This window comes from Sphingobium boeckii, from assembly GCF_014199215.1.
Classification (GTDB): Bacteria; Pseudomonadota; Alphaproteobacteria; order Sphingomonadales; family Sphingomonadaceae; genus Sphingobium_A; species Sphingobium_A boeckii.
This window is the reverse complement of the sequence record NZ_JACIJC010000003.1, coordinates 173,547-185,546: the sequence shown is the minus strand read 5'-3', so window position 1 is coordinate 185,546 and position 12,000 is coordinate 173,547. Positions and strand designations below refer to the sequence as shown.

The window sequence follows — 12,000 nt, the reverse complement described above, 5'->3', positions numbered from 1 at the left end:
CATGACCGATACGCGCTGGACCATCCGGCTGGATGGCACCACTCTTCCCGAAAAGTCGCTGATCGGCGGCAAGGCTTGGTCGATCGCGCGTATGCGCGGGCTTGGTCTGCCTGTTCCGCCCGCCTTCGTGATCACCACCCAGGCGTGCCTTGCCTTCCTTGAACATGGCGCATTTCCCGAAGGGCTGGTCGAGGAAATCCATGCAGGCCTGCTCTGGCTGAACGAACAGACCGGTCGCGTTTTCGGCGGAAGCGAAAAGCCGCTCTTGCTGTCGGTGCGCTCGGGTGCTGCGATTTCGATGCCGGGCATGATGGATACGGTGCTCAATCTGGGCATGAACGATGCAGCGGAAGTTGCGCTCGCCGCCGAAACCGGTCTGCCCGATTTCGCGCATGATACGCACCGGCGCTTCCTCGAGCTTTATGCCGCCATCGTGCTGAAATCGCCGGTGGAGCTTGCGCCGGGCGACAAGGCGGCGGCATGGCGCGCGCATCTGGCTGTGCCGGAAACGCCGCGCGAATGCCTGACGGGTGCGGTGCGCGCGGTGTTCGAAAGCTGGAACACGCGCCGTGCCAAGCGCTACCGCGATCATAACAATATCGCGCATGATCTGGGCACGGCGGTCACGATCCAGGCCATGGTGTTCGGCAATCTCGATGAGCGCAGCGGCACCGGCGTGGTATTCAGCCGCAATCCGCTGACCGGCGCGCGCCTGCCCTATGGCGAATATCTGCCGCGTGCGCAGGGCGAGGATGTCGTCTCGGGCAAGTTCACGCCGCTCGCGCTGGAGGCGATGCACGATCTCGATCCCGCCGCTTATGAAGCGCTGATGCACGCCACCGAACAGCTCGAGCAGGAACATGGCGACATGCAGGATATCGAGTTCACCGTGCAATCCGGCACGCTCTATCTGCTGCAATCGCGCTCCGCCAAGCGCGCGCCCGATGCGGCGGTGCGCACGGCGGTGGAGATGGTGAACGAAGGCATGATCGATGTGGACAAGGCGCTGACACGGGTGAGCGCCGAGCAGGTCAAATCCCTGTTGCTGCCCCGCCTGGTCAATGGCGCGGCAGAGGCTGGCCAGATCGTGGCGCAGGGGGAGGGCGCTTGCCCCGGTGTCGCGACCGGCGTGGTCGTCACCGATCCGGATGAGGCGGAGCGCCGTGCGGCGCGCGGCGAAGCGATCATATTGCTGCGTGCCACCACCAGCCCGGATGATATTCACGGCATGATCGCGGCGCGCGCGGTCGTCACAGAACAGGGCGGATCGACCTCCCATGCCGCCGTGGTCAGCCGCGCGCTGGGCCGGCCCTGCGTGGTCGGCATCGGCGCAGGCACTGCATTGTTGCCCGGCGCGATCGCCACCGTGGATGGGGCGACGGGGATCGTCTATGCGGGTGCACTTGCGGTGGAGATCCCCGACGAGCGCGGCGATCCCTTGCTGTCCAAGCTGATCGCATGGGCGGGCGAACGCAGCCGCGTGCAGGTGATCCGGCCCGGCGATGCCGGCGGCATATCGGATTATGTGGATGTCGATGAGCCACTGGCGGCCGGCGATATGGATATCCTGCCGGGTCTGTTGAAAGGCGCGGGCGTTGCGCGCGGGCTGGCGCTTGCCAATCCGGAGACCGCACGGATCGCGCAGGCGCAGGGGGTGCACACCATCGTGACCGAACCCGTCTTGCCCGCCCTGCTGGCCGTATTGGGAGAGGCTGCATGAGCGATACGATCGATACCACGCGCGCGCTGCTGCGGATGTTCCAGCAATCGGGCTATGGCGATATCCATGTGCGCAGCGGCGATTTTGCGATCTTCATCGCGCGCCATGCGGGACAGGTGAATCCGTTGCGCGGGAGCGTGGTCCGGGCGGGCGTGGTGCCCGTGGCAGAAGCAGCGGGAATGCCAGGCGCGCGCACGATCATCGCCGCCCCGCACATCGCCTCCATGGTCTCGGCGATCGCGCCGGGCAGTGCGGTGGATGTGGGCGACCATGTGGCGCGCATCGAATTGCTGGGCGAGAGCATCGATCTGGTCGCCGAACAGCGCGGCTTCATCCAGGATGTCGCCGCGCAGCCGGGGCAATTGCTGGAATATGGCGCACCGATCGTGACGATTATTGCGACGCATTGATCGGGGGCGATCTTACGCCGCTCCTCCCACCAATTCATCGTCATGCTGAACTTGTTTCAGCATCCATTCGTCCACCCGCACATTGGCCGCGACTCTGAAATAGATGCTGAAACAAGTTCAGCATGACGGCGAGTGCGTGGTGATAGCAGTCCAATCAACCCGCCACCATCGCGCGCTTCACCAGCAGCTTGGTATAGGCCGGAAGCACCGCGCCGAACGCTTCGAACCGCGCATCATTGGTCTTGCCGCTGGTGAAGAGATAAGCGCCCAGCGCGATGATCGCGGCGACCTTCGCCTGACCCAATACGGCATAGCGATGCGCATCGATCGCGCTGCGCCCAACGCCCTTTTCCCATTCGCCGATCATCCGTTCGGGGGACCACCAGCCGGGGAGTTCGAACCCGGCATCGGCCAGAGAGGCGTCCCCCTGATCGTGGAACATCAGGATATAGCCCAGATCGAGCATAGGCTCTGATATGCGCGACATTTCCCAATCGAGAAAGGCGGTCAGCCGCCCCTCATGCCATAGACAATTCCCATGTTTGGGATCGCCATGCACCGGGGTCGGTGCGCCGGATGGGCGCGGCGGATGCTTGACCAGAGTGTCCAGAACCTCGATCAGATCCTGTGTGGCTTCGGCGGATTGCGCGACATCGAGCCAATGTTGCGCTTCCTCCTCCACGGTGCGGGAACCCGCGGGCATATGCGCGACGGGCATGGTGTGAAGCCCGATCAACGCGTCGAACCATTGGCGGCAGATGCTTTCGGGCACCGCGACGGGATCGGCCTTCACCCAGTCGGGCGTCACATATTCGAACGCTTCGCCGGCCACGCATTCCATCAGGAAGAAAGGATCGCCGATCACATCGGGATCCGTACATAATTCGAGCATCCCCGGCAGCGGAACGGCGGGCGCGTGCGCCTTCACCGCGGAGAGGATCGCGTGCTGCCGCGCCATGTCATAGGGCGGCAGCAATCCTTCTTCCGAAGGCGGCATCCGCAGGATTTCCTGCAACCCCTCGACCAGATAGGTTTCGTTCGAATGCCCGGCCGAGAGCGTCTTTACCCCGGTGATGCCGCGCCCCCGATCCAGATAGGCCCGCAGGCCCGATGCCAGTCTCTCCGTATCCCGCGCCATGCTTTGCGTCCTTCAGGTCAGGGAGTTTTCGGCCGTCAGGCCGAGTTCGGGATGCGCGCCATGGATGATCGTTTCCATGATGCCATAGCCGGTGGCATCGCCCTCGGTCACCCGGATCGGGCAATCGCGGAGCTGGCGGATGCGGCGCAAAGTCGGCACGTCCAGCGTGTCGGCAAAGCGTTCGCCTTCCACCTCCAGCGGCCCTTTCCACGATCCATGTTTCTTGCCATCGAAGCCCAGATACAGGCCCGGCCCCAGATGGACGCCGGACGTGCCCATCACCTCGACCTCGACGGTATGCGATCCGCCCTGCATCATGTCGAAATGGACGCGGCCTCCCAGCAGACGGCGGGTCTTGTCGTCATAGCGCAGTTCGGGGCGCACGCGGGCCACCTTTTCCTGACGGCCATCGGGATAATTGCGATAGCCCGACGAATAGAAAATGCGTCCCTGCTTGGCCATGTAATAGAAATGATAGGCGTGGCTCTCGCCATTGGGCGCGGTGAGCATGAACGGGCTCCAGACGAGCACGAATTCGCCTTCGCCGAATTTCACGTCGCCGAAATCGGAGCTGGGACGGACATCGGGATTATGCGCGCCCACGTCGAGGCGTGTGCCCCAGCTATGATCGCGATATTCGGTCCATTCCTCGGGCTTCACCTCGATCCGTTCGCCCTCGATCTCGACCCAGCCCGAAGGCGTGCCGATCTGATGATAACGGATGACATCGGATCCGATGCGGAATCCATCCTGCTCGCGCTGCTTGTGCCGGTCTTCGAAGAAGGGCGGCATGGCGGACGTGAAAGTGATGTCATAGGCGATCGGCTGATGCTCGTTCTTTGCCAGAACGTAGCGCACCTTGTGCAGCGGCTCGATGATCTCATAGGTGAGCGGGCCGACGCTGGTGATCGTGGGATCGTCCCGCAGTTCACGGTTCGCGCGCACGGTCCATTGTTCGCTGCCGCGCGACACAGCGGCCCAGCCATCCATCACGCCGCGATTGTGATAGCGGCCAAGGCCGAAATCGATCGAGAGCGTGCCATCCTTGCGGACCATCGCGGACCAGATCTTCTCGGTCCAGCTCTGCTCGGATGTTGCGGTGGACGCGAAGGTGTCGACGATCTGGTGGTTCAGCAATTCGTCCAGGCCGATCAACTGGCCAATATCATCCATCTGGTTGCGTGCGAAATTTCTCATCAGTCTCTCCAGGATCGTTATGCGGTGTCCCCGCCGAGCGTGCTGATCTGCAGCGCGGGCGTGGCATTGGTGTAATGGGGGGCATCTTCGAACAGCGCCGCGCCGCACGCGGCCATCGCGGCATCGAAATGCGCGCGGCTCTCGAACAGCATTTCGGCGATCGCCCAATAAGGCGGCGGCGCGCCGTCCAGGCTTTCAGCGCCCAGCGTGATGCGCAGCCCCCTCAAACCATGGGGGCGCAGCAGATTTTCGGCAAAGGGCGTGTGCGTGGCCACATAATAGCCGCCATCGAAATGGCTGCCGGACGTGTTCGGATAGACCGCCGATACGCGTAGCACATCACTCTCCCGCCAAGCCCCGATTCGTCGAGGTCTGATCAGCAGGCTAAATGTGTCGGACGATTTCGTCTAGCTAAATGATCGAGCCAGCAGGCCGGGATCAGAAATCCTCTTGAGGAAAGGCGTCCTCCGGCAATTCTTCCATCGTCTTTCGCGTGCCATCGAAATGGCGTTTCACCGCACGGTCGGCGGCGTCGGCATCCTGCCCGATGATGGCCTTGGCAATCTTGCCATAGCCCGACACATGACGCTGCCGCTGGGTTTCCGATTGGACGCGTTCAACCTGCGCGCGAAACAGATCGGTGCGCGAGAGGGGGATCACGCGCTCGAGTTCACGATTGCCGCCCAGATCGATCATCGTGTCGTAAAAATGACGACGGTCTTCCATATATTGCGCGCGATTGCCGCCGCGCCCGGCCGCTTCGATCATGTTGGCGGCGGTCTGCATCCGCTTTTGATCCGCGGGCGAGACGCAGTTTCCGGCGGCGAGGCGTGCCGCGAGGCGCGCCAGCGGCTCCAGCGTATCGAGCAGATCGAGCACCGATTTGCGGCCCAATATGCCGATATAGGCACCGCGATAGCGGTTGAGCGTCACGATGCCGGCGGCGGCCAGATGCTTCAGCGCTTCACGCAATGAACCACGGCTGATGCCGAGCCGCCGGGTAAGATCCGGCTCCAGAAGATGCTGGCCCGGCACGAATACGCCAGAACGGATGCCCTGGATGATTGCGTCCGTTACTTTGTCGATCGCGCTGTCTGCGGCCGTGGCGGCGCGCTTTTCACCCGAAACCGCAATCGGTTCTGCCGCTGATCCTGCCTTCGACACGCTCTTGGTTGCCATGATGTATCCCGCTCACATTTGATGTGCATTTAACCTGATCGAGCACGAACGTCTATGCGTTCGGCAATTTTCGCCCGATCGAATGATCGGGCGTTGTCATCACACGAAATCGTCAAACAATGTTGACGGGCATCGGGAATTGTGAGAGCACGGTGATGGGCGGGCCGTATCAAGCGGCCCGCACCGACGACACGACCTGCTCAAAGCGGGCGAAACCGGGAGAAGAGCATGTCCAGATCAGCATCCAGAATCCTTATCCGCCTTGCCGGCTGTTCCCTGTTGGCCATGGCCACACAAGCGGTCGCCGCTGAAGATCAGGAGGCCGCGACAGTCGCGGCGTCCGATACCGGCGTTGGCGATATCATCGTGACGGCGCAGAAGCGCGAGCAGTCGTTGAGCAAGGTCGGCCTGACCATTTCGGCGGTGACGTCGGATATGCTGAGCGAGCGCGCGATCCAGTCTCCCGCGGATATCGCGCAGGCCGTTCCGGGCCTCACCTTCACCAACAGCGCGAACAACACCCCGGTCTATACGCTGCGGGGCGTCGGCTTTTACGATACGTCGCTCGGCTCATACCCCACGACCAGCGTCTATATTGATCAGGTGCCTTTGCCCTTTCCGATCCTGACATCGCTCACCGCGTTCGATCTTGAACGGGTGGAGGTTTTGAAAGGGCCGCAGGGCACGCTCTTTGGCCAGAATTCCACCGGCGGCGCGATCAACTATATCGCCGCCAAGCCGACCTCCGATCTGTCGGCCGGGGTTGAAGCCAGCTACGGCCGCTTCAACACATTCACGGGCAGCGCCTTCATTAGTGGACCTTTGGGGCAGGATATCCGCGCCCGCCTCGCGGTCCGTGGCTCGCGGGGTGGCCCCTGGCAGAAGAGCTATACGCGCGATGACGAGAATGGCCGCACCCGCGAACTGGCCGGCCGTCTGCTGGTCGATTGGGATGCCAGCGATACGCTCAAATTCGAGCTCAATCTGAATGCCTGGCAGGATAAGAGCGATCCGCAGGCGGTCCAATATCTGGCGTTCAACGAACAGGCGATTTCCAATACCCAGCCGGTGCGCGATTATCCGCGCTCGCCGCTGACGCCGCGCGCGGCCGATTGGTCAGTGGAAAACGGCATGTATATGAACCGCAAGCTGGGTCAGGCATCGCTCCGCGCCGACTGGGAATTCGTGCCCGATATCTCGCTGACCTCCATCACATCCTACGTCTCGTTCAAGGAACGCGGCGCAATGGATCAGGATGGCATGAATCTGCAGGATATCGATCTGCCCTTGTTCATCGGCCGCATCGACAGCTTCTCGCAGGAATTGCGCCTGGCCAATAGCGCAAACAGCGGTTTCCGCTGGATCGTCGGCGCGAACTACAGTCGCGACAAGGTCTATTATCAGGAAAATCTCACCTATGACGATTCCTCGGCCTTCTTCAATTATGGCATCACGACCAGCGAGAATTACAGCGACCAGAAGATGCGCAACATCGCGGCCTTCGGCAATGGCGAGCTGGATCTCGGCGACAAGCTGACCGTCAAGGCCGGCCTGCGCTATACCGACAGCAGGCGCACGGCGGACATTTGCAATCATGATGGCGGCAACGGGCTGACCGCGGCTTTCTTCAACGCCGCTTTCGGGCTCAATCCGCCGCTTGGCATCAATGATTGCTTCGCGCTCGATGCGAACTTCCAGACCGGCCTGTTCACCGGCGAATTGAAGGAAGACAATCTTTCCTGGCGCGGCGGCCTGGATTTCAAGGCGAGTGACAATCTGCTGCTCTACGCCAATGTCGCCAAGGGCTATAAGGCCGGCGGCTATGGCAACATCAATGCCTCTGCCCAGGTGCAATATGCGCCCGCGGTGCAGGAATCGATCCTGAATTATGAAGCGGGTTTCAAGCTGCAGGCGGCCAATCGCCGCGTGTCGCTGAACGGTGCGGTCTTCTACATGGACTATAAGGACAAGCAGCTTCGTTCCAAGCTGATCGACGGCACCTTCGGCGTGCTCGATGCGATCATCAACATCCCGAAATCGCATCTTCAGGGCGCTGAAATCGAGCTGCAGGCGCGGCCCGTGACCGGCCTCAGCTTTGGCTTTGCAATGACCTATATCGATAGCAAAATCGATCGGTATATCGGCGTGAATGCGGGCGGCGTGACCGCCGATTTCGCCGGATCAAGCGTCCCCTTCACGCCGAAATGGCAGGGATCGGCCAACATGCGCTTCGATATTCCCATGTCGGATAGCGTGAACCTGTTCGGTGGCACCCAGCTCACCTATCGCAGCGCCACCAATGCGATCGTTGGCGAAACCCCGCTTTACGCGATTGACGATTATGCGCTGGTCGATCTCCAATTCGGTCTCGAAAGCGCGGACGATCGCTGGAAAGTGATGCTCTGGGGCAAGAACGTCACCAACGAATATTATTGGAATAACGTGGTCGCCGGCCAGGATACGGTGGTGCGCTATGCCGCGCGCCCGGCCACATATGGCATCACGCTGGGCTATAAATATTGATGAGCAGCGCGGCAGGAACGGCCGGCCCCGATGACGGGAGCCTGATGATCCCGACGCGACACGGGGCGTCCATTCCTGCCGCGAAAACCGGCGTTATATCCCAATTCCCTATGAATGCGCGGCCAGTCTCGATTGGACAGTTACGGGGCACCCAATACAATCCATTTTGACGGATTTTGGAGACCAAAAAGCACAATTCAACCGTCACGGAATTCTCGAAGATCATAAATGATCAGAATGATAAAGGAGGGGATATAATGACCAAGATCAAGCTCTTGACGGGCGTCTGCTTCAGTGCGGCCATGATGGGTTCCATGCCTGCCTATGCGCAGGATATGGCGGCGGCCGAAGAGACGGTGGCCGATACCGGCATCGCCGATATCGTCGTCACGGCGCAGCGCCGTTCGGAATCGCTGATGAGTGTTCCGGTCGCGGTTTCGGCGATCACGCCCGAAGATTTGTCACGCCAGGGGATCACGCAGGCGATCGGCCTCAGCGGTTCGGTTCCCTCGCTGCAGGTGACCAGCGCCTTTGGCGATGCCCAGCCCAATTTCACGATGCGCGGCATCGGCGTGGGCAACGAATATGGCGCGAACCAGGTGTCGCCCGTGGGCGTCTACACCGACGACAATTATCTCTCCGCGCGCACGATGCACGGGCTTCAACTGTTCGATCTGGAGCGTGTGGAAGCGGTGCGCGGTCCGCAGGGCACGCTCTATGGCCGCAACACCACGGGCGGCGCTATCAACTTCATTTCGGTCAAACCCAGCCTCGAAGGCGGGACGACCGGCTATGTCGAGGCGGGCTATGGCCGCTTTCAGGAAGTGCGCGGGCAGGGCGCGATCGAAGGCACGCTGATCGACGACAAGCTCGGCTTCCGCGCTTCGGTCAATTATGTCGAGGCCGATGGGTTCGTAAAGAATATCTTCCCCGGACAGCCCGATGCCAATTCCAAGGATTCGATCGCCGGACGCCTGATCATCCGCGCCAAACCGACGGACCGGCTGGACATGTTCCTGAAATTCACGGGCAGCAAGGGCAAGCCCACCCAGGCGGCGGCATTCCATCTTCAGCAGGTGGGCGGGCCATCGAATTACAACCGCGCGAACGACAACCTCAGCTTCTTCGAGACCAACCAGCCCGATCTCGGCTTTAACGACATCGCCAATGCCGGCGTGCAGTTCAACATCAATTACGAGCTGAGCGACACGCTCTCGATCCAGTCGCTATCGGCTTATGACTGGTCGAAGCAGAATCTGACGCAGGAAGGCTCGGGCACGCCAGTGGTCGGCTTTCTCCAGACCAATTACGGCGATGTCTACAAGCAGTTCAACCAGGAAGTGAAGCTGGCTTACGACGCCGAGAACACCAACATCCAGGCGGGCGTCTATTATGGCTGGGACACGATCAACAATGTCGATAAATACCGTCTCGTCAGCACGCTGTATTTCTATCAGCATTATAAGCAGGATCGGAATTCATACGCGGCGTTCGCACAGATCAACCAGAAGATCGGCGATCATCTGGGCGTGACGGCGGGCCTGCGCTATACCAAGGACACCAACGAGCATAGCGAAGCCTATTCGTTCCTGACGACCTTTGCCGATCCGGTGACATCGCCGACATTCTCGACCTACGATTTTAATCCAACCGATCCGAATGCGGCCTCGATCACCTTCACGCACGGTTCGATCTCGCCGGCTGGCGTGATCACCCCCGAAGCGTCGAAACGGCGCAAGAGCAGTCGTCTTACGGGGAAATTCGGGCTGGATTACACGTTCGACGGCGGCGCGATGCTGTTCGCCAACTACAGCCGCGGCTATCGCGCCGGATCCTTCGCCAGCCAATTCTATGCCGGCAATCCGATCGATTTCGTGGTGCCCGAAAAGGTGGATGCTTTCGAGGTCGGCGCAAAGACCAAATTCCTCGACGGCCGCGCCAACCTGACGGCTGCGGCGTTCTACACCAAATATAAGAACCAGCAGTTGAACGAGGTGATCGGCACCACGGGCTTTATCCGCACGGCGCCGGGATCGACGATCAAGGGCTTCGAGCTTGAAATCAACGCCCGCCTGATCCCGTCGCTCCGCACCAATGTCGCCTTCACCTATCTCGACGCCACTTATGACAAGCTCACGCTGTCCGGCGTCAATCTGGACGGCAACAATCTGCCCAACGCGCCCAAGGTGACGATCAATGCCGGTGCCGATTGGACGCTGGCCCAATTGGGGTCGGGCGAAATCATATTCTCCCCGAACGTGGTCTATACCAGCAAGCAGTTTTTCTCCCCGTTCAACGATGAAAACGGCAATTTCAATCTGAATGCGCCGGGCAATTTCAAGGTGAACGCCACCCTAGGCTGGGAGGGACAACAGCTTTCGATCCGTGCCTGGGCCACGAACCTGCTGAACAAGAAAATCTTCATGTATGGCCTCAATCTGCGGGATGCCTTTGGCTATGATTACATGCTGCATTCGCCGCCCCGGACCTATGGCGTGACGGCACGTTATAAATTCTGATCGGTCGCCCCCTGACTGGCCTGCGGAGAGATGATGCTCCGCAGGCCGGCTTTTTCTTCAGACAAACAGGCCGGAAAGCGAAAGCCATGCTCAATGAAGGCGGATGCCTTTGCGGCAACATCAGATACAGTTTCTCCGGCGAACCTCTGGTGACGGCGGTGTGCCATTGCCGCCATTGCCAGAAGCAGGGCGGTAGCGCCTTCTCGGTCGTATGCGCAGTTGCAGCGGACGGCTTTCAGCAACAGGGCGTCACCAGGGTTTTCGATGATATCGGCGATAGCGGCAAAAAGGTCGCGCGCCATTTCTGCCCCGATTGCGGTTCGCCGATCGTGTCGATTGCCGAAGCCATGCCGGATTTCATCATCGTTAAAGCGGGCACGCTCGACGGGTTCGCGCAATTCACCCCCGCGCTCGAAGCCTATTGCGACGGCAGGCTGCCATGGATCCCCGCACTCGTCGGTGCGCAGCAATTTTCCAGATCGAATATCGGAGACGACGGCTGATGGACTCGCTTTTCACCCTCAACGGCAAGGTCGCGATCGTGACCGGCGCGGCATCGGGCATCGGGCAGGAAACAGCCCGGCTGTTCCATTCGCTGGGCGCGCGGCTGATCGTGACCGATATCGATGAAACGGGTTTGAAAACCGCGGCGGCGGCCTGGGAAGGCGCGACCCCGCACCGTCATGATGTGGCGAGCGAGGCGGATTGGACGGCGGTGTTTGCGGCGGTCGAGCGTGACTATGGCCAGCTCGATATCCTGGTGAACAATGCCGGGATCATGATGGCCAAGCCCTTTGCCGATGCCGGGATCGAGATCCTCCGGCGGCAGATGCGCATCAATGTGGAGAGCGTCTATCTGGGGATGCAAGGTGCCTTGCCGCCGATGCGTGCTGCACTGTCCAAAGGCGCGGCCACGACATCCATCGTCAATATTGCGTCGGTTTACGGCAAGGTCGCGGGCGCTGAATATGCCGCTTACAGCGCGACCAAGGGCGCGGTGCGGGCTTTGTCCAAGGCGGTGGCGAGCGAGATGGCGTTGACCGGCGTCCGCGTGAACACCGTGATGCCCGGCCCGGTGGCAACCAATTTGGGCGCGCGCTGGGATCCGCCGCGCGATGCGGATGGCCATCTGATCCCGCCCGAAGAAGCGTTGGCGGCCTGGGCGCGGATGATCCCGATGGGGCGGCTGGGCGGCACGGCGGATATCGCGCCGCTGGTGGCGTTCCTGGCAAGCGATGCCGCATCGTTCATCACCGGATCGGAATTCATTGCGGACGGCGGATATACCGCGGTCTGAGCTGTTCGAAGGACGCC

General features: G+C 61.1%; 10 protein-coding genes. 6 read left to right on the top strand and 4 right to left on the bottom strand.

Translation table 11 applies throughout. The features are described from left to right. Position 1: 1 nt before the first annotated feature. Both FHS49_RS09410 and FHS49_RS09405 read left to right on the top strand, forming a co-directional pair. Positions 2-1,720 carry a pyruvate, phosphate dikinase gene (locus FHS49_RS09410; protein WP_184017761.1) on the top strand — a complete coding sequence of 573 codons (1,719 nt, stop codon included), beginning with the start codon at positions 2-4 and terminating at the stop codon, positions 1,718-1,720. Further along, the gene (locus FHS49_RS09405) at positions 1,717-2,130 is read left to right on the top strand and encodes a biotin/lipoyl-containing protein (protein WP_184017759.1); all 414 of its coding nucleotides are present in this window, start codon (positions 1,717-1,719) and stop codon (positions 2,128-2,130) included. The genes FHS49_RS09410 and FHS49_RS09405 overlap by 4 nt, the downstream gene beginning before the upstream one ends. Before the next feature lie 154 nt (positions 2,131-2,284). Here FHS49_RS09405 and FHS49_RS09400 read toward each other — a convergent pair whose 3' ends face one another. The 4 genes from FHS49_RS09400 to FHS49_RS09385 form a co-directional block, all read right to left on the bottom strand. Beyond that, positions 2,285-3,268, bottom strand: a complete 984-nt coding sequence (locus FHS49_RS09400) for a phosphotransferase family protein (RefSeq protein ID WP_184017757.1) — start codon at positions 3,266-3,268, stop codon at positions 2,285-2,287. Positions 3,269-3,280: 12 nt separating this feature from the next. Next, positions 3,281-4,465 (bottom strand): Rv3169 family protein, encoded by a 1,185-nt coding sequence (locus tag FHS49_RS09395; protein ID WP_221240457.1) that lies wholly within the window; start codon positions 4,463-4,465, stop codon positions 3,281-3,283. A 17-nt stretch (positions 4,466-4,482) separates the two neighbouring features. Further along, positions 4,483-4,803 (bottom strand): EthD family reductase, encoded by a 321-nt coding sequence (locus FHS49_RS09390; protein WP_184017755.1) that lies wholly within the window; start codon positions 4,801-4,803, stop codon positions 4,483-4,485. A gap of 100 nt (positions 4,804-4,903) precedes the next feature. After that, the gene (locus FHS49_RS09385) at positions 4,904-5,644 is read right to left on the bottom strand and encodes a GntR family transcriptional regulator (RefSeq protein WP_184017753.1); all 741 of its coding nucleotides are present in this window, start codon (positions 5,642-5,644) and stop codon (positions 4,904-4,906) included. Positions 5,645-5,929: 285 nt separating this feature from the next. Between FHS49_RS09385 and FHS49_RS09380 the strand changes: the two genes are divergently transcribed. The 4 genes from FHS49_RS09380 (at position 5,930) to FHS49_RS09365 (ending at position 11,983) form a co-directional block, all read left to right on the top strand. Next, positions 5,930-8,167 (top strand): TonB-dependent receptor, encoded by a 2,238-nt coding sequence (locus FHS49_RS09380; RefSeq protein WP_184017751.1) that lies wholly within the window; start codon positions 5,930-5,932, stop codon positions 8,165-8,167. 257 nt (positions 8,168-8,424) lie between these two features. Then, positions 8,425-10,686, top strand: a complete 2,262-nt coding sequence (locus tag FHS49_RS09375; RefSeq protein ID WP_184017749.1) for a TonB-dependent receptor — start codon at positions 8,425-8,427, stop codon at positions 10,684-10,686. Positions 10,687-10,772: 86 nt separating this feature from the next. Beyond that, entirely contained in the window at positions 10,773-11,189 is a 417-nt protein-coding gene (locus FHS49_RS09370; RefSeq protein ID WP_184017747.1) for a GFA family protein, read from the top strand. After that, positions 11,189-11,983 carry an SDR family NAD(P)-dependent oxidoreductase gene (locus FHS49_RS09365; protein ID WP_184017745.1) on the top strand — a complete coding sequence of 265 codons (795 nt, stop codon included), beginning with the start codon at positions 11,189-11,191 and terminating at the stop codon, positions 11,981-11,983. The genes FHS49_RS09370 and FHS49_RS09365 overlap by 1 nt, the downstream gene beginning before the upstream one ends. The last annotated feature ends 17 nt before the right edge of the window (positions 11,984-12,000 follow it).

Coding starts and splice junctions, on each gene's coding strand:
- FHS49_RS09375 (WP_184017749.1), top strand. CDS start 8,425: ATGACCAAGATCAAGCTCTTGACGGGCGTCTGCTTCAGTGCGGCCATG.
- FHS49_RS09385 (WP_184017753.1), bottom strand. CDS start 5,644: ATGGCAACCAAGAGCGTGTCGAAGGCAGGATCAGCGGCAGAACCGATT.
- FHS49_RS09370 (WP_184017747.1), top strand. CDS start 10,773: ATGCTCAATGAAGGCGGATGCCTTTGCGGCAACATCAGATACAGTTTC.
- FHS49_RS09410 (WP_184017761.1), top strand. CDS start 2: ATGACCGATACGCGCTGGACCATCCGGCTGGATGGCACCACTCTTCCC.
- FHS49_RS09405 (WP_184017759.1), top strand. CDS start 1,717: ATGAGCGATACGATCGATACCACGCGCGCGCTGCTGCGGATGTTCCAG.
- FHS49_RS09395 (WP_221240457.1), bottom strand. CDS start 4,465: ATGAGAAATTTCGCACGCAACCAGATGGATGATATTGGCCAGTTGATC.
- FHS49_RS09380 (WP_184017751.1), top strand. CDS start 5,930: ATGGCCACACAAGCGGTCGCCGCTGAAGATCAGGAGGCCGCGACAGTC.
- FHS49_RS09365 (WP_184017745.1), top strand. CDS start 11,189: ATGGACTCGCTTTTCACCCTCAACGGCAAGGTCGCGATCGTGACCGGC.
- FHS49_RS09400 (WP_184017757.1), bottom strand. CDS start 3,268: ATGGCGCGGGATACGGAGAGACTGGCATCGGGCCTGCGGGCCTATCTG.